The sequence below is a fragment of the Litoreibacter halocynthiae genome, from assembly GCF_004365635.1.
In the GTDB taxonomy this organism is placed as follows: Bacteria; Pseudomonadota; Alphaproteobacteria; order Rhodobacterales; family Rhodobacteraceae; genus Litoreibacter; species Litoreibacter halocynthiae.
Genome location: NZ_SOBH01000001.1, coordinates 635,654 through 662,075, shown reverse-complemented (window position 1 = coordinate 662,075; position 26,422 = coordinate 635,654). Strand labels below are relative to the sequence as shown.

Annotated in this window: 26 protein-coding genes; 11 read left to right on the top strand and 15 right to left on the bottom strand. The window is 57.8% G+C overall.

Going from position 1 to position 26,422, the window contains the following annotated elements; genetic code table 11:
- Window positions 1-11 precede the first annotated feature (11 nt).
- Window positions 12-791, top strand: coding sequence for an inositol monophosphatase family protein (locus BDE40_RS03325; RefSeq protein ID WP_134012803.1), 780 nt, complete (start codon window positions 12-14; stop codon window positions 789-791).
- Here BDE40_RS03325 and BDE40_RS03320 read toward each other — a convergent pair.
- Window positions 788-1,717, bottom strand: a complete 930-nt coding sequence (locus tag BDE40_RS03320; RefSeq protein WP_134012801.1) for a choline/ethanolamine kinase family protein — start codon at window positions 1,715-1,717, stop codon at window positions 788-790. The genes BDE40_RS03325 and BDE40_RS03320 overlap by 4 nt on opposite strands.
- A 16-nt stretch (window positions 1,718-1,733) precedes the next feature.
- On the bottom strand, window positions 1,734-4,157 hold the full coding sequence (locus tag BDE40_RS03315) for a GcvT family protein (protein WP_134012799.1): 2,424 nt from the start codon (window positions 4,155-4,157) through the stop codon (window positions 1,734-1,736).
- Window positions 4,158-4,305: 148 nt separating this feature from the next.
- Between BDE40_RS03315 and BDE40_RS03310 the strand changes: the two genes are divergently transcribed.
- Window positions 4,306-5,070, top strand: coding sequence for a DeoR/GlpR family DNA-binding transcription regulator (locus BDE40_RS03310; RefSeq protein WP_134012797.1), 765 nt, complete (start codon window positions 4,306-4,308; stop codon window positions 5,068-5,070).
- A gap of 1 nt (window position 5,071) precedes the next feature.
- Here the strand turns inward: BDE40_RS03310 and BDE40_RS03305 are convergent, their stop codons facing one another.
- The 5 genes from BDE40_RS03305 to BDE40_RS03285 form a co-directional block, all read right to left on the bottom strand.
- Window positions 5,072-6,085: an ABC transporter ATP-binding protein gene (locus tag BDE40_RS03305; protein ID WP_134012795.1), complete on the bottom strand. Its 1,014-nt coding sequence runs from the start codon at window positions 6,083-6,085 to the stop codon at window positions 5,072-5,074.
- Entirely contained in the window at window positions 6,086-6,922 is an 837-nt protein-coding gene (gene ugpE / locus BDE40_RS03300; RefSeq protein WP_073141659.1) for a sn-glycerol-3-phosphate ABC transporter permease UgpE, read from the bottom strand.
- A gap of 23 nt (window positions 6,923-6,945) precedes the next feature.
- The gene (gene ugpA / locus BDE40_RS03295) at window positions 6,946-7,827 is read right to left on the bottom strand and encodes a sn-glycerol-3-phosphate ABC transporter permease UgpA (protein ID WP_073140805.1); all 882 of its coding nucleotides are present in this window, start codon (window positions 7,825-7,827) and stop codon (window positions 6,946-6,948) included.
- Window positions 7,828-7,900: 73 nt separating this feature from the next.
- Entirely contained in the window at window positions 7,901-9,211 is a 1,311-nt protein-coding gene (gene ugpB / locus BDE40_RS03290) for a sn-glycerol-3-phosphate ABC transporter substrate-binding protein UgpB (RefSeq protein WP_134012793.1), read from the bottom strand.
- 273 nt (window positions 9,212-9,484) lie between these two features.
- A complete protein-coding gene (locus tag BDE40_RS03285) occupies window positions 9,485-10,258 on the bottom strand; it encodes an ABC transporter permease (RefSeq protein WP_134012791.1) in 774 nt (257 codons plus the stop codon).
- Window positions 10,259-10,362: 104 nt separating this feature from the next.
- On the opposite strand from BDE40_RS03285, the gene BDE40_RS03280 reads away from it, so the two are divergent.
- Together BDE40_RS03280 and BDE40_RS03275 are read left to right on the top strand one after the other, a co-directional pair.
- Complete coding sequence (locus tag BDE40_RS03280) at window positions 10,363-12,459, top strand: 4Fe-4S binding protein (protein WP_134012789.1); 2,097 nt, start codon at window positions 10,363-10,365, stop codon at window positions 12,457-12,459.
- Window positions 12,456-13,325, top strand: coding sequence for an FAD:protein FMN transferase (locus BDE40_RS03275; RefSeq protein ID WP_134012787.1), 870 nt, complete (start codon window positions 12,456-12,458; stop codon window positions 13,323-13,325). The genes BDE40_RS03280 and BDE40_RS03275 overlap by 4 nt, the downstream gene beginning before the upstream one ends.
- A 62-nt stretch (window positions 13,326-13,387) precedes the next feature.
- Here the strand turns inward: BDE40_RS03275 and BDE40_RS03270 are convergent, their stop codons facing one another.
- The 6 genes from BDE40_RS03270 to pedF all read right to left on the bottom strand — a co-directional run bounded on the left by BDE40_RS03270 (window position 13,388) and on the right by pedF (window position 19,319).
- Window positions 13,388-14,170: an FAD binding domain-containing protein gene (locus tag BDE40_RS03270; RefSeq protein ID WP_134012785.1), complete on the bottom strand. Its 783-nt coding sequence runs from the start codon at window positions 14,168-14,170 to the stop codon at window positions 13,388-13,390.
- A gap of 13 nt (window positions 14,171-14,183) precedes the next feature.
- Window positions 14,184-16,553: a xanthine dehydrogenase family protein molybdopterin-binding subunit gene (locus BDE40_RS03265; RefSeq protein WP_134012783.1), complete on the bottom strand. Its 2,370-nt coding sequence runs from the start codon at window positions 16,551-16,553 to the stop codon at window positions 14,184-14,186.
- Window positions 16,554-16,578: 25 nt separating this feature from the next.
- On the bottom strand, window positions 16,579-17,064 hold the full coding sequence (locus BDE40_RS03260) for a (2Fe-2S)-binding protein (protein ID WP_134012782.1): 486 nt from the start codon (window positions 17,062-17,064) through the stop codon (window positions 16,579-16,581).
- 42 nt (window positions 17,065-17,106) lie between these two features.
- Window positions 17,107-17,628 carry an SRPBCC family protein gene (locus BDE40_RS03255; RefSeq protein ID WP_073140790.1) on the bottom strand — a complete coding sequence of 174 codons (522 nt, stop codon included), beginning with the start codon at window positions 17,626-17,628 and terminating at the stop codon, window positions 17,107-17,109.
- Between the two features lie 87 nt (window positions 17,629-17,715).
- Window positions 17,716-18,615 (bottom strand): substrate-binding periplasmic protein, encoded by a 900-nt coding sequence (locus tag BDE40_RS03250; RefSeq protein WP_342774994.1) that lies wholly within the window; start codon window positions 18,613-18,615, stop codon window positions 17,716-17,718.
- 5 nt (window positions 18,616-18,620) lie between these two features.
- A complete protein-coding gene (gene pedF, locus BDE40_RS03245; protein WP_134012778.1) occupies window positions 18,621-19,319 on the bottom strand; it encodes a cytochrome c-550 PedF in 699 nt (232 codons plus the stop codon).
- 164 nt (window positions 19,320-19,483) lie between these two features.
- Between pedF and BDE40_RS03240 the strand changes: the two genes are divergently transcribed.
- The 6 genes from BDE40_RS03240 to BDE40_RS03215 all read left to right on the top strand — a co-directional run bounded on the left by BDE40_RS03240 (window position 19,484) and on the right by BDE40_RS03215 (window position 24,226).
- The gene (locus BDE40_RS03240) at window positions 19,484-20,644 is read left to right on the top strand and encodes an ABC transporter substrate-binding protein (RefSeq protein WP_134012776.1); all 1,161 of its coding nucleotides are present in this window, start codon (window positions 19,484-19,486) and stop codon (window positions 20,642-20,644) included.
- Window positions 20,644-21,618 carry a YVTN family beta-propeller repeat protein gene (locus BDE40_RS03235; RefSeq protein ID WP_134012774.1) on the top strand — a complete coding sequence of 325 codons (975 nt, stop codon included), beginning with the start codon at window positions 20,644-20,646 and terminating at the stop codon, window positions 21,616-21,618. Before BDE40_RS03240 ends, BDE40_RS03235 begins: the two co-directional genes overlap by 1 nt.
- A gap of 45 nt (window positions 21,619-21,663) precedes the next feature.
- Window positions 21,664-22,086: a cupredoxin domain-containing protein gene (locus BDE40_RS03230; RefSeq protein WP_134012772.1), complete on the top strand. Its 423-nt coding sequence runs from the start codon at window positions 21,664-21,666 to the stop codon at window positions 22,084-22,086.
- Complete coding sequence (locus BDE40_RS03225; RefSeq protein ID WP_134012770.1) at window positions 22,083-22,799, top strand: ABC transporter ATP-binding protein; 717 nt, start codon at window positions 22,083-22,085, stop codon at window positions 22,797-22,799. The genes BDE40_RS03230 and BDE40_RS03225 overlap by 4 nt, the downstream gene beginning before the upstream one ends.
- A complete protein-coding gene (locus tag BDE40_RS03220) occupies window positions 22,796-23,587 on the top strand; it encodes an ABC transporter permease (RefSeq protein ID WP_134012768.1) in 792 nt (263 codons plus the stop codon). The genes BDE40_RS03225 and BDE40_RS03220 overlap by 4 nt, the downstream gene beginning before the upstream one ends.
- A gap of 78 nt (window positions 23,588-23,665) precedes the next feature.
- A complete protein-coding gene (locus BDE40_RS03215) occupies window positions 23,666-24,226 on the top strand; it encodes a tetratricopeptide repeat protein (RefSeq protein WP_246030344.1) in 561 nt (186 codons plus the stop codon).
- On the opposite strand, the gene BDE40_RS03210 is transcribed toward BDE40_RS03215, so the two are convergent.
- Both BDE40_RS03210 and BDE40_RS03205 read right to left on the bottom strand, forming a co-directional pair.
- Window positions 24,166-24,861, bottom strand: a complete 696-nt coding sequence (locus BDE40_RS03210) for an ABC transporter ATP-binding protein (RefSeq protein ID WP_134012766.1) — start codon at window positions 24,859-24,861, stop codon at window positions 24,166-24,168. The two genes, BDE40_RS03215 and BDE40_RS03210, sit on opposite strands and share 61 nt — an antisense overlap.
- A 13-nt stretch (window positions 24,862-24,874) precedes the next feature.
- Window positions 24,875-25,846, bottom strand: a complete 972-nt coding sequence (locus BDE40_RS03205; RefSeq protein ID WP_134012764.1) for an ABC transporter substrate-binding protein — start codon at window positions 25,844-25,846, stop codon at window positions 24,875-24,877.
- A 153-nt stretch (window positions 25,847-25,999) separates the two neighbouring features.
- Between BDE40_RS03205 and BDE40_RS03200 the strand changes: the two genes are divergently transcribed.
- On the top strand, window positions 26,000-26,395 hold the full coding sequence (locus BDE40_RS03200; protein ID WP_134012762.1) for a c-type cytochrome: 396 nt from the start codon (window positions 26,000-26,002) through the stop codon (window positions 26,393-26,395).
- The last annotated feature ends 27 nt before the right edge of the window (window positions 26,396-26,422 follow it).

Below are 26,422 nucleotides of genomic sequence, written 5' to 3'. Positions count from 1 at the left end.
GACGCACCTACATGCCCGATACTCTTGATACGCGCCTTGAAACGGTGCTCGGCATCACCGAGGACGCCGGCCGCATCTCACTCGCGCATTTCGAAGGTGCTTTGCGTATCCACACCAAAGACGATGCCAGCCCCGTTACAATCGCGGATCAGGAAACCGAGCAGTATATTCGGCGCCAACTCGAGGCCGCATTTCCCGAGGACGGGATTTTCGGCGAGGAGTTCGACAACCTGCGGCTGGACAGCAAGATCATCTGGGTGATCGACCCAATCGACGGGACCAGATCCTTCATCGCGGGTGTTCCATTGTTCGGGATGTTGTTGGCTATGGTTCAGGATGGCAGCCCTGTCCTGGGCGTCTGCCGCCTTCCCGCATTGAGCCAAGTGTTTTCAGCAGCCAAGGGCATGGGGGCGACGCGGAACGGGGTCGCCATGCAAACCTCCGGCCAGACCAAGCTGCGCGACGCGATGCTGTTCATCAACGAGGGCGAGAATATCTACGCCAACGAGCCGGATGTTTTCGAGCGCCTCACCAAAGCAGGCAAGCTGCGGCGCCTGTCTTACGACTGCCAGCCCCACGCATTGGTCGCGTCAGGGCAAATTGATGCCGTGGTCGACTACAACCTGAAGCCATATGACTACCTCGCCATGGTTCCGATCATCGAAGAAGCCGGTGGCGTGATCACCGACTGGCAAGGGGCAACCTTGGACTTCAACTCTGACGGTCGCGTCGTTTCGGCAGCGACGCCTGAGCTACACGCCGAGTTGTTGACGCTGCTCAACGCGGACTAGCCGCGAACAGCGCTCAAGTGGCCTGAAAATTCGGGCGAGGTCATCAACGCCTTGCACCGCTCGAACCGCCCGACCGAATAGGCCCAGAAGTCCTCTGCCGGATTGCCATCCGCATGTTGGATCAGCCCCCAAAGCGTCCAGAGCAGATCACACATCGCTTTGTAGATCACCATTCGCCCCATTTGCGCGGCGGTTGGCGGCGCGCCGAAATAGGCAGTCAACATTTCAACGTCTTGGGAGGCAGTCAAACCCGCCTCAACCGACAAATCGCCCAAATCCCACAGGGCGTCATTCATGCCCGAATACTCGAAATCAACGATCCACATTCTGTCGCCGTCATCCAAAAAATTCTCACAAAGCGGGTCGCAATGGCTCGGCACCAATTTCCCCGGTTTGTCCGAAAGCAACTGCTTGATCGGCTGCGCTTCGGCCACAACGGTGTGATAACCGTCCGGCAGGTTTGTGTCCTTTTGGGACAGCACGTCCAGATACTCGTCAATCATGGCGAACAATTCAAAACGGAATTGGAAGGCACTCGGTGCGTGATGTAGCTGGCGCAACGCTACCCCTGCCCTTGCGGGAGCCCCCGCACGACTTTGAAACAGATCGGGGGTCATGGTTACAATGTCTTCGATGCACTCATTGACCATGACACCACTTGCGCTGTCAGCCCATAGAACCGCAGGTGCAACACCGGCCTGATGGGCCACACGCGTGTTGTGAATCTCGACCTTGCGGTCGATGTAGTCCTCGGTCCCTTGCCCGGGAATGCGTACCACCACGCTACGACCCGCAGTCTCGACGCGATAGACAAGATTGGTCAATCCGCCCATGCGTTGGATGTCTACATCCGCGGCATCAATACCGGCAAAGCCGTCGACCTTCCGCAGCACCTCAAGAATTCGGGTTTCGTTTTCGTCTGTCATGTCTTGATCCCCCTATTCAGGCCTTCAGCCGCGTATTCTGCGGGTCATACTGTGGCCCGAATACGCGCGTGATTTTGTGTCGTTCTCCAAACACTTCCAACTCAAAATCGCGCTCTTCTGACAGATCAGACGGCAGGTAGCCAAAGATGATCGTCTTACCCACGCTATACCCGAACCCGGCACTTGTCGCGACGGATACGGTTCTGCCGTCTTTTACGATGGTTTCACCACCCGTGGTGGGCAGTTGGCTGTCGCAAACAAATGTACAAAGGTGCTTGTCAGTTCCGTTGGCCTTTTGGTGTTCAAGCACCGCGCGCCCTATAAAGTCGGATTTGGTTTTCAGATGCACCCGAAAGCCCAGCCCTGCCTCGATTGGTGTATAATCTGGAGTGATGTCGGCGCTCCAATAAAGATAGCCTTTCTCCAAGCGCAAGCTTTCAATGGCGCGATAGCCAACATCGCGAATGCCATGCGCCTGCCCTGCTTGCTTTAATGTATCGTAGACATGCCGCGCAAACTCGGTGGGGATGTGCAATTCCCAGCCCAGCTCTCCGACATATCCAATTCGTGCTGCCAGAACTGTGGCAGCCCCGACGACGATTTGCTGCGCCGTGCCGAAGGGAAACGCACCGTTCGACACGTCCTGTTCGGACACGCTTTGCAGCACATCACGGGCCTTGGGGCCGCATATATTTACGACGGCACGGGCCGAGGTCACGTCGATCAGATGAGCCGACCCATCGGTAAGCAAAGCGCGCCTGATCCAGTCGCTGTCATGCACGCCGAAGCCTGATCCGGTCACGATATAGAACCGGTCGTGCGCCGTGCGCGTGATCGTCACGTCGGCTTCAATTCCACCCTTCTTGTTGCACAGCTGCGTGTAGATGACAGCGCCCACCGGCTTATCCATGTTGGACACAGCGATGCGTTGCAAAGCTGGCAAGGCGCCTGCACCGATCAACTCGAACTTGGAGAAACTGGACTGATCTATAAGAGCAACGCCTTCGCGGACCGCCTGATGCTCTTGCGCCGCATATTGCTTCCAGCCCGGATTGATAAACGCCAGTTGGTCAACCGGATCGACCCCGTCCGGTGCAAACCAGAGCGGACGCTCCCAGCCGTTTTTAGAACCAAAGATTGCGCCGCGTTGCTGCAGCCGCTCATGAAGTGGACTTAGTCGCAGGTTACGCGCCGTTTCCGCTTCCTGTCCCGGATAGCGCATCTTGTAGTGATGGGCGTAGTGTTCGACGGCGCGGGGATACATGAATGCCTTGGTGGCGTGATGCGGGCTGAAGCGGCGCACATCCAGCGGCCAAAGATCAAGGCTGGGGCTACCGTCGAGGATCCATTCCGCGATCATCTCGCCCGCACCACCACCCGCCGCAATCCCGTAAAGGAACCCCGTCGACAGCATCAGGTTTTTCAGGTTCGGGGCCCAACCCATGACAAAGTCACCGTCTGCGGAATACGGGATCGGTCCGTTGATGACTTGGCGGATGCCCACCTCGTTGACGACCGGCGTCACCTGCCCCGCCATTTCGGCCAATGGTGCAAAGCGGTCCAGGTTGTCGGGTAAAAGCTGGCGGATGAATTCTCCGGGAATGCCCTTGTCGCCGAACGGCAAGGTGTCGTCTTCGTAGCCGCCGATGACCAATCGCCCACCGGCATCGGGCTTGTAGTAAACCAACCGCTCCGGGTCGCGCAGTGTCGGCAAGCCTTTCACCAGCTCGGGATCGGGCAAAGGCTCGGTGACAATATACTGGTGCTCCACCGCGCAGGCCGGGACGATCACGCCGAGCTTCGCCGCCAGCTCGCGGCTCCACATACCCGCGGCCAGAACGACCGTTTCCGCCTCGTAGTCGCCTTCGGTGGTCATCACTTTTGTAATGCGGTCGTCTACGATCTTAAAATCGGTAACTTTCACACCTTGCAGGATTTTCACCCCATGCATCCGCGCCCCGCTCGCGATGGCTTGGCACAGGCTGGCCGGGTCAACATGCCCGTCGGACGGGATAAACGCAGCGCCCTCCAAACCTGTCGCGTCAATATAAGGGAACAGCGCTTTCGCCTCGTCGGGCGAAATCATCTCCATTTCGAGATCGAAGCTGCGGGCCATTGTCGTCAAGCGCTTGGCTTCCAGCATCCGCTCTTTCGTTGCAGCAAGACGAAGGCTGCCGACTTTCTTCCAGTCAAACGCCATCCCCGTCTCGGCTTCCAGCTGGTCATACATCGCGACGGAGCGTTTTAGCATCCTTGTTGTATTGCGTGACGAACGTAGCTGTCCGACCAGTCCAGCGGCATGCCATGTCGCCCCTTCAGTCAGCGACGCCTTCTCTAGAAGAACCACGTCTTTCTCGCAGGACTTTGCCAAATGATACGCAATCGAGCAGCCGATGATGCCGCCACCAATGATCAGATGCTTCGCTGAATGTACCGCCATGACACGCCTGTTTTGCTAATTTCCCCTCCTATGAGGCTTCCACTCAAAGCAACATTTAGCAACATATTTTTTGCTTTTTGTTGAATTTCAGCCTTGAGGCACGATTTCGCATCCCATATTTTAGCTGAAATCTTAACACGGGCGCCCAATGTCAAAGCACGAGCAAGAAATCCTGTCCCTCGTAAACCTGCGGGGAACCATCACCGTGGTTGAGCTGGCTCAGACATTGGATGTCTCTGACCAGACGATCCGGCGGATTGTGAAGCCGATGGAAGAGCGCGGCGTGGTTCGAAAAGTCCATGGCGCGCTCATCAGTACGCAGGAAGTTATGGACCCGCCGTTCCTTGCGCGGATGAACAAGAACCGCGCGGCAAAGGTTGCGATTGCCAATTGCGTTGCCGATCTGGTGCAGGACGGGTCGTCACTGGCCATAGATACCGGCTCCACGTCAGGGTATGTTGCTCAGGCTTTGCGGCGGCGGAAAAACCTGACAATTGTGACCAACTCGGCCTATATCGCCAGCACCTTGTCGATGATCGAGGGAAACCGCGTGTTCATGGCTGGCACCCAGTTAAGAAACCATGACGGCGCAGCGTTTGACCGTGCGGCCTTTGACGTTATCGCAAGTCTCACGGTCGAGCATGCAATTCTCTCGGCCTCCTCGGTTCACCCGACACGCGGGTTTCTGGCCTTCGATCAATGTGAAATCGACATCGCACGCGCGATGATAGATATCTCTGCACGAACAGTTATGGCCGTTGATGCGACGAAGTTCTCGGCAAGCGGCTCTCTGCCCTCACTACGCATGCCGGAACTGCGCGCGGATGATGTGGTTGTTGTCGACCAATCTCCGGGAGCGGCGTTCTCGGATTTGATTGACCCAACGCAGCTGGTTGTTGCGGCAGGCCAATAGGCTACACGCGGCGACCTTTGTCATTGAACGCCATCTCGTCGTCAGCGCCCCAATCCACGCCGACCGGATCGCCCGCAACCGGAAGAGGCATCGCACCATCCTGCCTGACCGTGAAGGTCTCGGTTCCCGAATCCATACGCAGGTGAACAAGGGTCTCGGCCCCGAGCGCTTCGGTGAACACCACGTTTCCGCCCAGCTTGCCTTGCCCCGAGGGCAGCAAGGTCACATGTTCTGGCCGTATGCCGATTTTGGAGGCCCCCTTTGGCGCGTCCGGCACCAACGCCGCGTCGATGAAGTTCGTGGCGGGTGAGCCGATGAAACCGGCCACAAACTCGGTCTGCGGGTTGGAGTACACTTCTAGCGGCGCGCCGATCTGGTCGGCCACGCCACCGTTCATCACCACCATGCGGTCGGCCAGTGTCATCGCCTCCACCTGATCGTGGGTCACGTAAAGCGCGGTGATGCCAAGGCGCGATTGCAATTCCTTGATCTCAAGCCGCATCTGCACGCGCAACTTGGCGTCTAGATTGGACAACGGCTCGTCGAACAAAAACACCTTGGGCTTGCGCACAATCGCCCGCCCCATGGCAACCCGCTGGCGCTGCCCGCCGGACAACTCGCGCGGCTTGCGTTTCAGGTAGGGTTCCAGTTGCAACATCCGCGCGGCCTCGGCCACCCGCTCGGTGATCTCGTCCTTCGGAGTCTTGGCGATCTTCAGGCCGTAGGCCATGTTTTCCTCGACCGACATATGCGGGTAGAGCGCGTAGTTCTGGAACACCATGGCAATGTCGCGGTCCATCGGCTCGACCCCATTGACCTGCGCTCCGTCGATCAGGATCTCGCCAGAGGTCACGGATTCCAGCCCAGCGACCATGCGCAGAAGCGTGGACTTGCCGCAGCCGGAAGGACCGACGATGACGATGAATTCGCCATCCTCGATGTCGATATCCACGCCATGAATGACATCGGTCTTGCCGAAGGATTTCTTGATATTGTCGAGCTTGATCGTTGCCATTTATTTCTCGCTATCCACAAGTCCGCGTATGAAAAGTCGCTGCATCGAGACCACCACAATCACCGGCGGCAGCATCGCCAGAATGGAGGTCGCCATGATCACCGGCCAATCGGCATAATCGTCGCCGCTGGGGAACATTTGCTTGATGCCCATGACGATCGTGTTCATCGACGGGTCCGTGGTGATCAGCAGCGGCCACAGGTATTGGTTCCAGCCATAGATAAACAGGATCACGAACAGCGCGGCGATGTTGGTGCGGCTCATCGGCAGCAGGATGTCCCAGAAGAACCGCATCGGTCGCGCGCCATCGACGCGGGCGGCCTCTGCCAACTCGTCCGGCACGGTCATGAAGAACTGGCGGAACAGGAAGGTCGCCGTGGCCGACGCGATCAGCGGGAAGATCAGGCCGCTATAGCTGTTGAGCATCCCGAAGCCCGCGACAACCTCGTACGTCGGCACGATCCGCACCTCTACGGGCAGCATCAGCGTCAGGAAAATCAGCCAGAAGAACAGTCGCCGACCGGGGAATTTGAAATACACGATGGCGAAGGCCGAAAGCAGCGAGATCAGGATTTTTCCAAGCGCGATGCCCATGGCCATGATCAACGAGTTCATCAGCATCAGCGCCACCGGCGCGTTGATGCCGGAGGTCAGCGCCTTGGAATAGTTGGTCAGGAACTGGTCACCGGGCCAAAGCGGCATGGGCGGGCTGATGATATCCGACTGGGTCACAGTGGACGCGACAAAGGCCAGCCAGATCGGGAAGAAGATGACCAGCACCCCGATGATCAGCCCCACATGGGTGAAGTAGTGGCCGATGCCACGTTTCTCGACCATGCCCTCGTCCAGAATACGCGCCATCAGTAATGCACCCTTCGTTCGATGAACTTGAACTGCACGATGGTCAGCGCCCCCACGATCACCAGCAAGATCACCGATTGCGCAGCGGAGGAGCCAAGGTCCTGACTCACGAACCCGTCCGAGAAGACCTTATAGACCAGAATGGTCGTCGCCTGCTGCGGCCCGCCGGAGGTGATGGTGTGGATTACCCCAAAGGTTTCGAAGAACGCGTAGACTATGTTGACCACCAGCAGGAAGAAGGTGGTCGGGCTGAGAAGCGGAAACACGATGGTGCGGAACCGCGTCCAGAAGCGCGCACCGTCGATGGCGGCGGCCTCGATCACCGATTTCGGGATAGCTTGCAGCCCAGCAAGGAAGAACAGGAAGTTATAGCTTACCCGACCCCAGCTTGATGCGACGACGACAAGGCCCATGGCCTCAGCCTCGTTCAGCACGTGGTTCCAGTCATAGCCCAAGAGGCCCAGATACCATGACACCACGCCCACGCGGGTGTTGAACATGAAAAGCCAAAGCACCCCCGCCACGGCAGGGGCCACGGCGTAGGGCCATATCAGGAGCGTGCGGTAGACGCCGGAGCCTTTGATCAGCCGGTCCGCCAGCACCGCCAGATACAACGCGAAGCCCATGGACGTTACCGTGACCAACAGTGAGAAAACGGCGGTCGTCACGAAAGACGCGCGGTAGTAGGGATCGCCCAAAAGGTATTCGAAATTCCCCAGCCCAACCCACCGCATGGACAGGCCGAACGGATCAGGGATGAACAACGACTGATAAATCGCCTGCCCCGCCGGGTAGAAGAAAAACACCGCCGTGATGATGATCTGCGGCATCAGCAGGCACATCGGCAGAAGCCAGCCTTTAAAGGTGACGCGCTTTTCCATTCAGAGTATTCGCCCCTTCAATCAGTCGCAAGTGCAAGGCGCTGGAGTATGTCCAGCGCCTTGCAAATTTGGTTTAGCGGTTTGCTTGTTCAAAGCGGCGTAGTAACGCGTCGCCGCGCTCTTTGGCGCTATCAAGGGCAGTTTGCGCGTCCTTGTCACCGGCCCAAACAGCTTCCAGCTCTTCGTCGATGATCCCGCGGATCTGGTCGAAGGAGCCCAAACGCAGACCTTTGGAATTGCCGGTTGGGGCTTTTCCGGTCATCTGCATACCAGCAATCTCGGTGCCTGGGTTCGCGTCATAGAACCCTTCTGCCTTGGTCTGCTCTGCAGCTTCTGTAGTGATTGGCAGGTAACCGGTGTTCTGGTGCCATTTAGCCTGAACGTCGGAACTGGACAGGAAGGACAGGAACTGGGAGACGCCTTTGTATTCCTCGGCGTCATGGCCAGCCATGACCCAAAGAGACGACCCGCCGATGATGGTGTTTTGTGGGGCGTTGCCCGCACCTTCCCAATACGGAAGCGAGCGAATGTCAAAGTCGAACTTCGCCTCTGCCTTCACACCCGCATAGCCAGCAGAGCTTTCGGTGAACAGCGCGCATTCGCCTGCGCGGAAGTTGGCGCCGCCTTCGTTGCGTCGTCCGGTGTAGATGAACTTAGCGTCTTTGGCCCACTGCCCCATCGCTTCGATATGGGCGACCTGCACAGGCCCGTTCAGCATCAACTCTGTGTCGAGACCGGCAAAGCCGTTCTCCTTGGATGCGAACGGCACGTCATGCCATGCCGACATGTTCTCCAGATGGACCCAGCTTTGCCAAGCGGTGACCAGTGGGCAATCCTCGCCGCCGGCCTTCAGGCCGTCGAGCGCCTCGCCCACATTCTGCCATGTGGACAGGTCCATGTCAGGATCAAGGCCCGCAGCGGTGAACGCGTCGCGGTTCACATACAAAACCGGCGTAGAAGAGTTGTAAGGAAGTGACAGCATGTCGCCATCGGTGGTCGTGTAGTACCCTTTGACAGCGCCCATGTAAGCGTCGGGGTCAAACGGTGCACCGCCTTCTGCCATCACTTCGTAGACCGGGTTGATCGCACCTTTTGCCGCCATCATGGTGGCTGTGCCAACCTCGAAAACCATCAGAATATGCGGCTGCTCACCGGCGCGGAATGCAGCGATGCCCGCGTTCAAAGTCTCGGAGTAGTTGCCCTTGTGGCTGCCAACGACAACAAAGTCTGACTGGCTTGCGTTGAACTCTTCGATTTGCTCAGCAAGCAGCTCTCCTAAGCGTCCGGTGAACGCATGCCACCACTGGATTTCTGTTGCAGCATACGCGTTTGATGACAGCGCGATGGTCGACGCGAACGCGCCGAGAAGTGTTCTGATCTTCATGATGTCCTCCCAGACTCACTAATGATTTCTATTCGATACCACCAGCTTAGCGGTACGGTTGCGAGCGTGGCAAGTCTGTTGGGCCACACTGGCCTAACCCCAGCACCCGCTTGCCTCGCGCAAGCTCTAGGTCTTGAAAGTAACAGGAAAAAGACGGCTGGTCACAAATCTTGCATCCCGTCGCCTCGCCTCTTCGTAAGCGGTGCTTTCATGTCAGGTAAGCCCGAACGCGTTTGAAGGTCACTATCCCACTCAAAACCAAATCCGGCGGATTTAGCTTGTTCGTGGCTGCCGCCAGCGTGTTGCGCGTCGCTCGACCACACCGATGACGCCGTATTCAAGGACAAGCATCAACGCCACAAAGCTCAGCGCGTAAGCGAGCACGTATCCGGTTTCAAACAGCTGGAAGTATAGATGTATCTGAAAGCCGACCCCGTCACTGCGACCCAGAAATTCAACGACCAGCACGATCTTCCAGATGATCGCCAACCCATTGCGGGTGCTGGACGCGAGATACGGCCATAGCTGAGGTAGGATGACATGACGCAACCGCGTTAGCACCGACATGCGATAGGCCTGCGACATCTCTTTAAGTTTGGGGTCAAGCGCGTGCACACCTTCGCGAACGGTGACCGCAACCATCGCTGTCTTGTTCAAGGCGACCGCCGTAATGGCCGCCACTTCATTAAGCCCGATCCACAAGTAGCACAGCACGATCACCACCAATGCCGGCACATTCAGCAGCACCACCAACCACGCCCCGAACCAGCGATTAAGCGTGCCGTTCATCCCCATGGAAATGCCAATAACGATGCCAAACGCCATGGCCAGTATGAACGCTAGTAAAACGCGTCGCAGTGTGGCGAGCACATGACGGGGCAATTCGCCCGAGGCAGTTTCGCTAACAAAAATGCTCCAAACCTCACTCGGACTTGGCAACACTGTCGGGTCTGCCCCCCACCACGCGGCAACAGCCCAAAGGGCAACCAGTCCGGCAAGGGAGATCATAACCACAATGGTTTGATTTTGAGGTGACGGGCTCGACATTGCCGTCAGACTGTCACGGAAAGACCTGTGCGCCCAAGGGCTAATCAACGCGCTTATACCTTAGTCGAATAGGGAGCGCGCCCGCGCCCACCTAATCTGCAGTTATGTTGGGAGGCAAATCACTCACTGCGCTGGTTTGGGGCGCGGCCCTTTGGGTCGCTTGCGCCGTGTCGGTTATTGCGGAACCGTTGACCCGCGAAACGCTAGCGCCCTATATCGTGCCGCCCATGTCGTTGGGTGAACCGCTCAATGACCAAGGTGTCTGGCAATTGCTGAACTCTGGCGGGGCGGAAGCCGGATACGTCTTCGAGACAGAACCCATGGCCCCGCTTCCCGGCTTTTCCGGTGCCCCGATCAACATGCTGGTGGTTCTTGATCTGGACGGCCGGTTTCTGGACGTCAAACTCATCTCCCACAACGAGCCCATTTTCGTGTCGGGCCTCGGCGAAGCTCCATTTCACAAATTCTTCGAGCAGTATCGCGGGCATTCCATCTCGGACAGTTTGGTGGTCGGCACGCCATACGGCGGCGACGGAGGCGGGTCAGCCCTTGTCTATCTGGATGGGGTGACCAAGGCGACGGCCTCGGTGCGGATCGCCCATGAGAGTTTGCTGGCCGCGGCCTTGAAGGTGGCGCGCGAGAAGATGAACGGCATCTCGACCGGTCCGCCAGCTTATCCTAATCTCGAGTATTCCGAACCGCTGGACTGGGCCGCGTTGGTCGAGCAAGGCATCGCGACCCGCAAAGTGGTTACCAACGCCGAACTCAATGCTGTCTTTGAAGGTACCCTTTGGGAAGATGACGACCCGGAAGCGCAGGATGATCCCAACGGAACATATCTTGATCTTTGGATCATCGACCTCGGCCCGCCGTCCATTGCAAAGGCGGTTTTGTCCAAGGACAGCTACGAAGAACTGCGCGAGTTCATGTCGATTTCAACGACGGACGAACCCGTATTGCTGGTCGAAACTGCCCGCCATGGGCTTATCACCGAAGACTTCGTGCGAAATACGGCGCCTGACCTCATCAGCGCCGATCAGGGGGGCTTTCCCGTAGCATTCCGCGACGCCGATATCTATGTCGAGATGAACAAAGACCTGCCCGAAGACATTCAAGATGGCGCCGCGCTGATTTTGCGCACGGACCGACGCCTCGGGTTTGATCCGGCAGCTGACTGGACCCTGCAAGTCAAAGCCCTTCGGTCCCATGGCGTGTTCCAACCCGAAGTCGGATCCGTCACGTTGACCGCAACCCACACAACGCCGGAGCGGTTCTATTCGCGCCCCGAAGTCGTCAAACCCACGCCGCCTTGGGTTGACGCCTTGCGCAATCGGGCCACTGATCTGGTCATACTTTGCGTTTTTCTGGCGGGGCTGGTCGCCCTGCTAGGCCTGCGCCTCAACCGCTTGGCAGGACACAAGTTCTTCACCCCGATCCGGTTAGGCATTCTGGCCTTCGTGACGGTGTTCATTGGCTGGTGGGGACAAGGGCAGTTGTCCATCGCAACCCCAATGGCGGTTCTTCGCACTGCGAAAGACAGCGGAAGCTTCGCATTCTTGCTTTATGATCCGTTTTCTTTGGTCATCTGGGCCGTCACCATTCTTGGCTTTGTCCTCTGGGGTCGTGGGCTTTTCTGTGGCTGGCTGTGCCCATTTGGCGCGATGCAAGAATTTGCGCATCATTTGGGGCGTCTATTACGTCTGCCGCAGATCGAGCCGTCGGTGAAATGGGATCACCGTTTGAAATGGCTGAAATACGCGGTGCTGGCGGGGCTAGTTGCGATCATTTTCACCACCCCTGCCCGCCTCGACAAAGCCATTGAGGTGGAGCCGTTCAAGACCGCAATCACCACCTACTTCATCCGTGAATGGTACTACGTAGCCTACGCCGTTGGCCTTCTGCTCTTGTCGATGGTGCTGTTCAAAGGTTTCTGCCGCTACCTTTGCCCGCTTGGGGCCGTCATGGCGATTGGTGGGTTGGTCAGGGGTCGCGACTGGATTGCACGCCGCACCGAGTGTGGCTCTCCGTGCCAGCTGTGCCGCGTCAAATGCAACTACGGGGCGATCAAGAAAACTGGTGAGATCGAGTATTCAGAGTGTTTCCAGTGCCTGGACTGCGTCACGATCCACGATGACGAGACGCAATGCGTCCCGCTGATCCTCGCCGCCAAGGGACGCAAAATCGGGATGGCCGCCGAATGAAACTGACACGCCGCCGCTTTCTTACCATCTCTGCCTCCTTCGCCGCCTTCCCTGCGCATGCGAATAGCTGGCAGGGACGCGCATTCGGGGCCGATGTCAGCATCACGATCAACGGCCCGAGCGATTTGGCAAAACCAGCCCTCGCCGAAGCCCGACGAACCATTCGCGAAATTGAGCAATTGTTCAGCCTGTATGATCCAGCATCCAGCCTGTCCCGTTTGAACAACTCTGGCGCACTCGTCGATCCGGGCCGTCGCTTCCTTGCGCTCATGAGAGCCTCCGATGATGCCTACCGGATCACCGGTGGTCTGTTCGATCCAACCGTGCAGCCATTGTGGCACGCGCTTGCAGAAGGGCGCGATCTGACCGCCGCGCAGGTCGCAATCGGATGGGAGAGAGTCAGCTTCGACACTGATCGGATCACCCTTGATGCTGGCCAATCATTGACGTTCAACGGAATCGCGCAAGGCTTTGCCACTGATCTCGTCGTCGACGCACTAACGCGCAGCGGCTTGACGAATACACTGGTCAACATTGGAGAGTATCGCGGCGTCGGCGGGCCATGGAGCATCGGGTTAAGCGATCCTGATCACGGCTACTTCGGGTCACGCGCACTCTCTACGGGTGCTGTGGCGACCTCTAGCCCCTCAGCGCTTAGTCTGGGTTCGCAAGCTCATATTCTACACCCCACCGCGCGCCCTCAATGGTCGACGGTGTCGGTCGAAGCCGAGACCGCCACGATGGCCGATGCCTTGTCCACTGCGCTGGTATTGGCACCGCGTAACATGGTTGGAAGCATCGCCCGCGCCGCGGGGCTTCGTCGGGTGACACTGGTGACGTTCGACGGCGATTTGACCACGATTTAACCAGGCACGAAATAGGCCCCGCCAAGGTGGCGGGGCCTGCCAATCACTCAATGAAAATCGGGCTACGACGCAGCCGCGACTGCCCGCTTGGTCATCACTGAAACCAAATGCGCGCGATACTCTGCCGAGCCGTGCAAGTCCGCGATCAAGTCGTCGGCGCTCACGGTGAGACCATCCAAAGCACCCGCCGAGAAATCTTTCGACAGCGCCTCTTCGGCAGCGCTCCAGCGATGCACACCCTCGTTGGAGGCCCCTGTGACAGCCACCCGAACTCCATCCGCCGTTTTCGCCACGAACACACCGACCAGCGCGAAACGCGAGGCAGGCTGCACGAACTTTTGGTAGTTGGCTTTCTCGGGGATCGGAAACTTGACGGCGGTGATGATCTCACCCTCGCCCAGTGCTGTCTCGAACATGCCGACAAAATAGTCATCCGCCGCTATCTCGCGTTCATTGGTCACGATGGTCGCGCCAGACCCCAAAGCCGCCGCCGGATAACACGCAGACGGGTCATTGTTGGCAATGGAGCCGCCAATCGTGCCGCGACTGCGCACAGCCGGATCACCGATATTCGCGGCCAACTCCGACAGCGCCTTGTAGCTACCATCCGCCGCAACATCGTCGTGGGTGGTTCCACCGCCAACGGTGAGAATACCACCCGCAGAGGATATCCCCTTCATTTCAGCCACGCCAGTCAGCGAGACCAGCTTTTCTGGGCTGGCCAAGCGTTGCTTCAGCGTGGGAATCAGGGTTTGCCCGCCCCCCAACGCTTGCGCGTCTTCATTGCTCAGCGCGGCTACGGCCTCGGCCACGGTTGCGGGACGCTCTATGTCAAATGCATACATGTGCTCTCTCCTCTCAAGCGTTCTGCATGGCCGACCACACACGATGCGGGGTCATTGGCATGTCGATATGGGTGACGTTTTTGCCGCCCGATTGCAACGCGTCGATCACTGCGTTCACCACTGTCGGAGGTGAGCCAATCGCGCCCGCCTCGCCACAACCTTTCACACCCAACGGGTTATGCGTACAGGCATTCCCTTGGCTGTGATCGACGGTGTAGAAAGGCAGGTCATCTGCGCGCGGCATGACATAGTCCATGTAGGACGCGCTCAGCAACTGGCCGTTCTCGTCGTAGGTGGTGTTTTCCAACAGTGCCTGACCGATGCCTTGGCCCAAGCCGCCATGCACCTGACCGGTTACGATCATCGGGTTGATGACGTTGCCGAAATCGTCCACGGCGGTCATGCTTTCCACCGTCACCTTGCCGGTATCGGGGTCGACCTCGACCTCGCAGCAATAGGCGCCCGACGGATAGGTGAAGTTGGCCGGATCGTAGAACGCGGTCTCTTCCAAGCCCGGCTCGATATCTTCGAGCGGGAATTCATGCGGGATGTAGGCTTTAAGCGCCACCTCCCCGAAGGTCACCGATTTGTCCGTGCCAGCAACCGAGAACACACCGTCTTTCAGCTCGATGTCGCCATCGGACGCTTCCAACATGTGGGCCGCGATCTTCTTGGCTTTGTTTATGATCTTCTCGGTGGCGCGCACTACGGCGGAGCCACAGACAGCCAGCGAACGCGAGCCATAGGTGCCCATCCCGAACGGGATTTTGGAGGTATCACCATGCACGATATCGATGCTTTGCGGATCAATGCCCAGCATTTCTGCCACCACTTGCGGGAAGGCCGTCTCGTGGCCTTGGCCGTGAGAGTGAGCGCCCACCATGACGGAGAGGTTCCCGGTCGCGTTCACCCGAACAGTCGCAGCGTCATAAAGACCCACGCGAGAGCCCAGCACACCCACAAGGTTCGACGGAGCGATGCCGCAAGCCTCAATATAGGCGTTCACGCCGAAGCCGCGCAGTTTGCCCTTCTTCTCGCTCGCTTTGCGGCGGGCCTCAAAGCCGGCCATATCGGCGACCTTCTCCATCTGGTCCATCAGCGCGTCATAGTTGCCGCTGTCATATTCCAGACCCGCCGCACTCGCGAAGGGGTACTGATCCGGCTTGATGAAGTTCTTCCGGCGCAACTCAATCGGGTCCATCCCGATCTCGCGGGCCGCTTTGTCGATGACACGCTCCAGCGAGAACGTGGCTTCCGGCCGTCCCGCGCCGCGATAGGCGTCAACGGGCGCGGTGTTGGTGAAGACCGCCTTCACGTTCACATAGACGTTGGGAACGGTGTAGTTACCCGCCATCAAGGTGCCGTGCAGAAAGGTTGGCGTCGCGGTCGAGAAGTTCGACAGGTAGGCACCAACATTGGCCATGGTTTCGGTGCGGAAGGCGAGGAAGTTGCCGTCTTTATCCAGCGCCAACTCGATCTTGGTGACGTGGTCACGACCATGCGCGTCCGTCAGGAACGCTTCGGTGCGATCTGCCGTCCATTTCACAGGGCGGCCAATCTTTTTGGCCGCCGCCAGCACCAAGGCCTCTTCGCCGTAGTGGTAGATCTTGGAGCCAAAACCCCCGCCCACATCAGGTGCGATTACGGTCAGCTTATTCTCTGGAATGCCGAGCACAAACGCCGAGATCAAAAGCCGGGTCAGGTGCGGATTCTGGCTTGTGGTGTGCAGCACGTATTCGTCGTTGGCGCGGTTGTATTGCGCCATGGAACAGCGTGGCTCCATCGCGTTTGGCACCAGACGGTTGTTCACCAACTCCAGCGTCGTGACGTGATGCGCACCTTTGATGGCAGCATCCGTTGCGGCGCGGTTGTCTTCGATCCAACCCCAGTCGAAACACTGGTTGGTGCCGATCTCGTCATGCACAAAGTGGTCGGCCGCCAAAGCGTCCTTCATGTTCACAATGGCAGGCAATTCTTCAATGTCGGCCTCGATGGCCTCAACCGCGTCTTTAGCCTGTTCAATTGTTTCAGCGATAACTGCCGCATAGGCGTCACCAACGTGACGGACTTTGCCGTGCGCCAAAACTGGGCGCTTGGGCTCGTGCATCGGCGTGCCGTCGCGCGAGTTGATCAGCCATCCCGCAGGGTTGCCGCCGACCTCAACGAAGTCTTCGCCCGTGAACACCGCCAACACACCGGGCATGGCTTCCGCCGCCGAAGTGTCGATGCTTTTGATCACACCATTGGCCACGGTCGAGCGCGCAAATACCGCCGCCGTCTGGCCGAACATATTCATATCATCGCAATACTGACCGGTTCCGGTCAGGAAGCGGACGTCCTCGCGGCGGCGCGTCGGCGCGCCAATTCCACCATCTTTGGGCATGAAAATTCCTCCCTAATTATCTGTATTATTCGGCGGCGATGGCGCTGACGTCCTGTCCGGACGCGGCCATGATTGCCTTGACGATGTTGTGGTAGCCCGTGCAGCGGCAGATGTTGCCTTCAAGATACTCGCGCACCTCGGCCTCTGACGGCTTGGGGTTGTCCTTCAGCAAAGCTGCCGCAGACATCACCATGCCCGGTGTGCAGAAGCCGCATTGCAACCCGTGATGCTCTTGAAACGCCGCTTGGATCACGTTCAGTGAACCATCCGCGTTGGCCTGACCTTCGATGGTTGCCACATCAGCCCCGTCGGCTTCCGCCGCGAACATGGTGCAGGACTTCACCGGCTTGCCGTCCACATGAACAACGCAGGCCCCGCATTGCGAGGTGTCGCAGCCGATATGTGTACCGGTCAGGTGCAGGTCTTCGCGCAAGAAAGAGGACAGCAGCGTGCGCCCCTCCACCTCACCCGAGACGGACTTGCCGTTGATGGTCATCGTTACTTTGGTCATCCTATCCTCCCTTGGATATCTTTGTCTTGCAGGCGCGATCCGTCAGCTTACCAGCCGTTTGAACCAGCCCTTTTTCTTTGTCTCATCATTGCCACCTGCGGCGTCTTCCTCTTCGCCCGCGACGGGTGCGCCAACGGCGTCCTGGAAATTATTGAAGAACTGATCCGCCATCTTCTTGGCGAACCCGTCAATGATGCGAGAGCCAAGTTGCGCGAGCTTGCCGCCAACCTTGGCCTCCACCTCATAGTGCAAAATGGTGCTATCGCCCTGCGCCTCTAGACGCACATCAGCGCCACCCTTGGCAAATCCAGCGGCACCACCTTTGCCTTCGCCCGAAATCGTCATGCTCACCGGCTCGACAATCTCGCTCATCTGCACGGCACCTTTGAAGGTCGCCTTCACCGGCCCCACCTTCTGCACGACTGTCGCCTCAAAGCCTTCGTCGGCAGAGCCGGTCATTTCCTGGCATCCCGGCACGCAGGCTTTCAAAACTTCTGGGTCCAGCAATGCGGCCCATACGGTGGCCACATCAGCGTTGATTTCTCGGCTGTCACTCAAATTCATGGCAGATTCCGTTTCCTTGTTGTGGCTAATCTACGTTCACGTCCTGCCCCCGCCTATGAGACTAAGGGCGTAGAAGCGCTTGCAGCATCAGCGATCCGGGGGCTGAAAACTCAGCCCGAAACTTTCGTAAATTTTCGCGATGCGACCGTCTTGCAGCGCGTAATTGATGGCGTCATCAACAGCGTAAGACAAGGGGCGGTAGCGAAAATTCACTGCCACACCCAGCGTCCACTTGCTTACAGCGAAGCCTGCGAGAGGTGGTTGATGCACCGCAGTGCTGTCGTTTAGTCCAAATTCCAGTTGCGCCAACGGGCCCATCGCAGCCTTGGTCTGACCACCCACGAGCGCCTCCATAGCAAGTCCCATATCCGCGAAGCGCTGCACGTGATTGGCAAGCTGACCACCCGCAAAGGATGACAGGTAGAAGTCAGAAATCGAGTCGTTCTCCACTGCAACAGGATCAAACCTGAAATAGGCGGGCACCGGCTTTTCGTCAGGGTAGCTCTGTTTGTCGTAGGCAATCGCAATGGACTCGGACGCGTATTGCCCTGTGAACACCACTTGCTCTACGCGGCACTTGAAAGCGCTGTCATATGGGATCCGCATCATCACGTTGGAAATGCGTCCCCCGACGATTGGCCCCACCCAGATATTGTTGCGCAGGTCGGCTTCTAGATTTTCACCGGCGGCGACAAAATTAAACCGCGCCTCAATACCCAAATCTGCCGCAATCAATTTGGCGATCTCGACATCTACGCCTTGCGCCTTGCCAGCCTCCTCCCAACTGTAGGGTGGATAGTCTGCATAAACGGCAAAAAGCATGTGTCCTTGATCCTGCAGCACATCTAGTTCTTGCCCGACAACATCGCGCCCGACATTTTGCGGGCGCTCTTGCGGGATATAGTCTGCGCAGGGATCAGCAGCGTGGGCCTGCCCCGCCAAGAGCAAGCCCACAACCACCAGGGAGAGACGCTTTACGCCGCGCATCATTGTCAGTGCGCTGCAGACAGGCCGATGGTCAGCGTTTCCGCTGCCGATTTATAGGCATCAGTTGTGCCATCAATGAGGTTCGCCGCACGATACGCGACCGAGTCAGCAACAGGTGCGCCCGACAGGGTTTCGATACTGCCTGCGATTTCGGTCAAGCGCGCTCTGATCGCATCTGCGTCTGCGCCATTCGCATCGGTCGCATAGCCCGCCAACTGGTCACGCAATTCCTTGAGCTCGTCCGAGACCTCTTCCATCGCATCGCTGTCAGGACGGGTCTCAATATAAGTGCGGATGGCCCAGGCTGCATCCTGTCCCAGCAGTTCGCCGAATGCCGGCATTTTGGTAATGCCGTTTTGGGTATAACCAGTGCGGAACCGCTCAACGTACCATTCGTCGCCGTATTCTTCAGCCTCAAGGAACCGCAAATCCGGGGCCAAGCCACCTGAAACCACTTCCAAACCGTGGCAGCGCGCGCAGTTCTGGTTGTAACCGGAAGAGCCGATCTCGACAGCTTTCCGCCAAACCTCTTCCCCTACTTCGGAGGCGCGGTAAGGGTTTTCTGTCAACCATTCCTCACCCGTCTCCGGCAAGCCTGCGGTATCAACGGGCTGCGGGTTCACATCCCCATGTGCATAGGCCAAAGTGGTTGCCGCAAAGACGGCACCTGCAGTCAATAAACCTTTGAACGAAGTGTTGTGCATTCCTGTCCTCCCAGAACGGCGCATTTCCCTTTAACTGCTTTTATGACAGGCCCGATGCTCTGCGGTATTGGACTTTGGTTGTGGTCCGCCGGACTTCGCGACCAAAGTCTCATTCGACCGCTCGTAAGTGGCTTGTTAGCCTCAACGGTAAGGGAGGACACTTTATGCATCGGGTCATAATTCTGGCAACCGCCTTGCTTTGCGGGCAAGGCGCATCGGCTGACGTTGCGCTGAATGTTGGGTATCTCAGTGTCGAAGCGCCCCGCCCTCCGACACTGTCTAATCTCGATCCCGTTCCTGCCAACATTGGCTTGGCAGGCGCACAAACTGGTCTGCAAGACAATCTGACCACCGGCAAGTTTCTTGGCCATGGTTATCGCCTGACCGAAGTCGAAGTGGCCATTGGAGAAGACCCTTTGGAGCCCGCCCGCGATCTCCTGCAATCGACCTCATTCATTCTATTGGACGCCCCCGCCGAGACGCTCACCGCAATCGCGGATCTGCCCGAGGCGCAGGGCGCTATCTTGTTCAACACATCTGCCGGGGAGCTTTCATTGCGTGACACAGAGTGTCGTGCCAACCTTCTGCACAGCTTGCCTTCCGACGCGATGCGTACCGACGCGTTGGCGCAGTTTTTCGTCCAAAGACGCTGGGACGATCTGGTGATGATCTCTGGCAGCTATGCGCAAGACCAAGCCTATGCCGAAGCCATGCGCCGCTCTCTCAAGAAGTTCGGGATGGCGCTATCCGAAGAAAAGTCTTGGGCGTTTGATGCCGACATGCGCCGCACGGCGTCTCAGGAAATTCCTTTGTTCACGCAAGACCTCGGCGACTACGACGCCTTGATCGTGGCGGATGAGTTGCACGATTTCGGTCGCTACGTTTTGTATAACACTTGGGAGGCGCGCCCTGTTGTGGGTTCCGAAGGGTTGTCTGCCGTCACGTGGTCCCCCGTGATCGAGCAGTGGGGTGCGGCGCAACTACAAAGCCGTTTCTCCGAGGCCCACGCACGCGACATGGCTTCGCAAGACTATGCCGCTTGGGCCGCCATGCGCAGCTTGGGCGAAGCCGTGACACGCACCAATAGCGCGGACCCCGACACGCTGCGGAGCTACATTCTGTCTGACAGTTTCGAGCTTGCCGGTTTCAAAGGCCGCCCGCTCACCTATCGCGCATGGAACGGGCAACTACGCCAACCCATCGCCATCGCCCACCCGCGCGCCTTGGTGGCCCAAGCCCCGCTTGAAGGGTTTCTGCACCAAACGAACGAACTTGATTCACTGGGGCTCGATCGCCCCGAAAGCCAATGCGAGGCCTTCCAATAATGCTCCCCATCTCAAAACATGTCATCGCAGGCGGCACCGCCTTCTTGCTCTGCTCAACGACGACCCACGCCGGTGAAATCTGGGTCACGAACGAGAAAGACGATACCGTCTCGGTCATCTCAACCGAAACCTTGGAGGTCATCCAAACCTACGAAACTGGCGAGCGCCCGAGGGGGATTACATTCTCCAAGGACTTCTCACGCGTATATATATGCGCATCAGACAGTGACGCGGTGCAAGTCATGGACCCGAACACTGGCAAAATCCTTCATGACCTTCCGTCCGGCGAAGACCCGGAACAATTCGTCCTACACCCAGATGACAAACACCTCTATATCGCCAATGAAGACGACGCGATTACCACGGTGGTCGACGTAGAAAGCCGCAAGGTCGTTGCGCAAATCGACGTCGGCGTGGAGCCGGAAGGAATGGCTGTTTCCCCCGATGGCAAGGTCGCGATTACCACCTCCGAAACCACGAATATGGCGCATTGGATCGACACCGCGACCCAGCAGTTATTCGCAAATACCTTGGTCGACAGCCGCCCGCGTCACGCCGAGTTCGTCAAGGATGGCTCCGAGATGTGGGTCAGCTCGGAGATTGGTGGCACGATCACTGTTTTCGACACGGCGACGCAAACCGAGAAGGCGAAAATCAGCTTTGAGGTTCAAGGCGTTCATCCTGATCGCGTTCAACCAGTCGGCTTCGAATTTACCGAAGGCGACACACACGCCTTTGTTGCTCTCGGCCCCTCAAATCACCTCGCTGTTGTGAATGCTGCGACGTATGAGGTCGAAGATTACATCCTTGTCGGCCGCCGCGTCTGGCACATGGCCTTCAACGCCGACAGATCGCAACTGTTCACGACGAACGGCGTGTCCGGCGACGTCACCGTTGTTGACGTCGCTTCACGCAAAGCACTCAAATCCATCAAGGTTGGTCGTTTTCCTTGGGGCGCAGCGTTTCGCCCCTAGGGACCACCTTCCTGAATTTCCTCACCAACTTCGAAAGGAAACTCCATGCGCTCAGTTCTCCTGGCCCTCATCCTCGCCACCTCCGCAGTACATGCAGAAGGCTTTGGCGCAGCCGGACTGCTCTCCGGCAAGAACAAAGAAGACCTGCCACCAATTATCCTGTCATCGGGCGCACCACTATCCGATGCCCCTTGGGTTCTGAAATCCGGCACATATTACGAATTCGAGATCCAAGGTGACGGATCGCAGGAACTGGCTTTGGTCGGGCCAGAGTTCTTTCGGGCGATCTGGATCGACGAAATTGTGGTGGAAGGATTGGAAATCCGCCCTCTCGGCCTCGACAGCATCGAATTTGACGAAGCTGGTGAAATGGAAATAGGGTTCGTGGCAATCAAGCCGGGACGTTATTATCTGAAAATACCGGGGACGACTGGCGAAACCCAACGCGTTGAAATCACCATCGAATGACTGGACTGAAGGTCTCCAATCTTAGCTATCACTACGGCGCGAAGACCGCGTTGGACGAGGTGAGTTTCGAGTTGGAGAAAGGCAAGTTCTGCGCCCTGCTGGGTCCGAACGGAGCTGGAAAATCCACGCTGTTCAACTTGCTGACGCGACTGTTCGTGTCACCGAACGGGCAAATTGAGATCGCAGGTCACGATCTGTCACGATCGCCGCGCAAGGCATTGGCACAGCTTGGGATTGTCTTCCAGCAAACCACTTTGGATCTAGACCTGACAGTGCGCCAGAACCTGTCTTACTTCGCAGCGCTCCATGGCATATCCGGCGCTGACGCAACGCGCCGCATTGATGCATCACTGGACCGACTAGGCATGCTGGAACGCGCCGACGAGAAGGCCCGCACGTTAAACGGTGGCCACAAACGTCGCGCAGAAATCGCACGAGCTTTGATCCATAACCCCATGGTTTTGCTGCTTGACGAGCCAACGGTCGGCCTTGATGCCGCCGCACGGGCCTCCATCACAAGTCACGTTCATGACTTGACCGCTGACGGTACAACAATCCTTTGGGCGACCCACCTAACCGATGAAGTGCGCGATGACGATAGGCTCATTATCCTCCATCAAGCACGTATTCTGGCCGATGGAACAGCGCGTGACATAAGCGGTAAAGCCCCGCTGCAAAGCAGGTTTCTAAACCTCACCGCGGCGACAGTATGAGCCCCTACCTGACCTCCCTGCGCGCCATCGTTACCCGCGAGGCGTTGCGTTTCATCCACCAGCGCGAGCGCTTCGTTGCAGCACTTGTCCGCCCGCTCATCTGGCTGTTGGTGTTCGCCGCTGGGTTCCGCGCTGCACTTGGCCTGAGCATTATCCCGCCCTACCAGACCTACATCACCTACGAGACTTACATCGTGCCCGGATTGTGCGGAATGATCCTTCTTTTCAACGGGATGCAATCCTCTCTTAGTTTAGTTTACGACCGCGAAATGGGCTCGATGAAACTCCTTCTGACTAGCCCGTTGCCACGATGGTGGTTGTTGTTTTGCAAGCTCCTCGGCTCCACCATCATCTCGGTTCTGCAAGCCTATGCATTTCTGGCAATTGCAGCCGCTTTCGATATCACCATGCCTGCTATCGGATATGTCACGGTCCTGCCCGCGCTGGTCGTGGCAGGGGTCATGCTTGGGGCGCTTGGTCTGCTTTTGTCGAGCTTTATCAAGCAATTGGAAAACTTTGCTGGCGTGATGAACTTCGTAATATTCCCGATGTTCTTCCTCTCTTCCGCACTTTACCCACTTTGGAAAATGGCGGAGTCCTCGGAACTGCTCTACACAATTTGCGCGTTTAATCCGTTTACACACGCCGTGGAGCTAATCCGCTTCGCGCTTTATGCCAGCTTCAACGGACCTGCCTTCCTTTGGACAGTGCTCGTGACAAGCATGTTCACCGCAGCTGCGCTGTGGGGATATAACCCCGCCCGAACCGGAATAAGTCGCAGAGGCTGACCTAATCTACGACCATGACGTGGGTGAAATTCAGGCGGGGTTTGCTATTCTAGCCACAACAACTTGGGAGATGTGCAAATGAACAGACTTGTCCTCATTGCTGCTTGCCTGCTTGTTCCAGTGTCTGCCGTTTCAGGCGAAACAGCTTCGCGGACCATTGAGGGACAGCACGGAACACTGAACCCGCAAGACACGGGGATTGGCATGCTCAAGCGTAAAATCGAGCTAGGAATGACCGATACGGTAACTTGCGCGATGGGCTATTACGTCACCAAATCCGGAAGCCACGATCTTGCGCGCAAGTTCTTCAAACAATGCGCGGAGGCGGGATATACCGGTGCGATGACGTGGATGAGCCAGCTGGAAAACAACGGGCTTGGTGGTGAATACAATCCGGACGCCGCCACCGCATGGGACAAGCGCGCAGCCGATGCGGGGGATCCTGTTGGCAAATTCAACTACGGCATCGGTTTAATCCGTGGCTACGGTGTTGACCGGAATGAAGACCTTGGGCGTCAGTATGTCGACGAGGCGGCCAATGACGGGCTACAGATTGCAAAGCGGCTGCAAGGCGCGGACTATGATTTGGATGAAGTGACACCGGACGCCGACAATTGGAAATACGCGCCCTTGTTCTGAACATCGCTGATCACCTTGGCTGGCGTTCCCCCTAAAGTAACAATGCGGCCGGCGAGCTTTCGGGCTTCCTTTGCGACATGGGTAACCAGAATTGTGGTCACCTGATGCGCTGCTCTCAGAGTGGCAAACAGCTCCATCATCTCCGCAACCAGCTCGGGGTCGAGTGATACGAAGGGTTCATCCATCAACAACAAGTCTGGTTTGACAGCAAAAGCTCTGGCCAGTGACAGGCGTCGTTGCTGCCCAAGGGACAATTGCGACGGAAAATCATCTTCCCTGCCCGCAAGACCGACATCCGCCAATGCCTGATCCGCTTCAGTCACCGAGACTCCGGACGCGATGCAAATGTTGTCGCGCAAGGATCGCCACGGCAGCACGGTCGGCTCTTGAAACACCATCGCAACCACGCCTTCGACATGGCACTGACCGCGATAGTCGCGTTCCAATCCGGAAATGATCCGCAGAAGGGACGTCTTCCCGATGCCGGATGGCCCCACCAGTGCCAGCGTCTCGCCTCGCTTGACCTGAAGCGACAACTCTCCCAAAATCGGCAAGCCGCCAAAATCCAGCGAGGTGATCTGTAACTTCAAAACCGGTCTCGTTGTGTCCGGCCCTGAGGTGGTGTTGCTGGTCACCGCGCGCAGCACATCAGCTGCCGCTCTGCAAGAACGTGCCCTCGGGCAACTCTGTTGCTTTGCCCAACAAGTCTTCGCCCCCTAGCTTGACCATAAGCGCGAGCATGCGGGCTGCCGCCGCCTCGTCAACGGGACCCGCGTCCGGTATGCCCGCGCGGAAGCCCGCTTTCAGCGCCTCAAATTGGGCATCCGTCTTCGCGTTCATATTCGGGCGCAAGCGGTCCCACTCGGCGTCGTCCGCGGCCAGAATTTCCTTGGCGGCGCGCGACGCCGCAGCCATCCCGTTAACCAGATCTGGGTGATCCCGTAGCAATTCGCCTTTCACGACATAGCCCAATAGCGGCGTGTTGGGGTCGAGCCCCAGATCGCTGGCTGCATCTGCAACGTCCACCAGTTTGCGCATCCCTGCGGCTTCCATCTTCGCCATGAAGTGCCAGAAATTGATCGCGCCGGCGGTCTCGCCAGACAGCGCTGTTTTGAAGATCAGCGGTGGGGCGCCGAAGACCTGCTCGGTCTCTGCGGCCAGATCCAAACCGTAGTTCTTTTCGGCATAGGCGCGCAAAATTAGCCAGCTTTTATCCAAAGGCCCGCCCGCGATACCGATCTTGGTTCCTTTGAGGTCTGCAAGTGTTTGCGCCGTGCTGTCCTTGCCGACCAGCAAACCGCCGACCGCCTTGGAATACGGGATGAACACATAATCTTTCCCCGACGCCCTTTGCCGCGCGACCCAAAGCCAGTCGGAGACGATCACATCGGCCTCACCGCCCTGAAACGCGACTTGCGCGGCAGAGCTGCCCGCCATGCCCTGCACCTGCAGATCAAAGCCGTTCGCGGCATCCAACCCGTTTTGTTTGATCGTGTTCAACTCCCAATTCACGGTGCCAAACTTCAAAACGGCAGCCCGCAATGCCGGAGCCTCTGCCCAAGCTGCCGTCGTCAAAAGGGCCGCGACCATAGCGCCACCGAGCGATTTAAAGAATGTCATGTATGCCTCCCGTTTGTCGCAAGACTACCACTGGTCAGCCCTGCTGAAATACGACCAAAGGATAACGTGAGAACCGCCGAGAGCTTGATGCAGATCAACTTAGCGCATCCCGGACACATGCATCCCTTACACGACCTAAACAGGAGATTTGATATGGGACGCACACAATTTTTCAGCAGCCTCGCTTTTGCAGCAGGACTTGCCAGTAGCGCAGCCTTCGCCGGAACTGCCTTTGAGAACGTAAAGGTCGAAGCGGGTAAAACCCTGTTCGATGCCGAGTGTCATAGGTGCCATGCGGATAATTCATCTGACCCGTCATACGGCCCCACTCTGATCGGCATTGTTGGCAGGCATGCCGGTACTGTCGCCGATTACGAGTATTCAGAAACGCTCGCCAATGCTCCAATCGTTTGGACGCCCGCCGCCCTCAGGGCGTGGATGGAAGATAATCAAGGCTTCATGCCCGGCACGAAAATGCGTCACGTGGGCATCACCGACCGCACCGTTCAAGACTTCATATTGTCCTATTTGGCCACGCTCAAGAACTGAAGCGCCGATCAAAATCCGGCGCGGCGG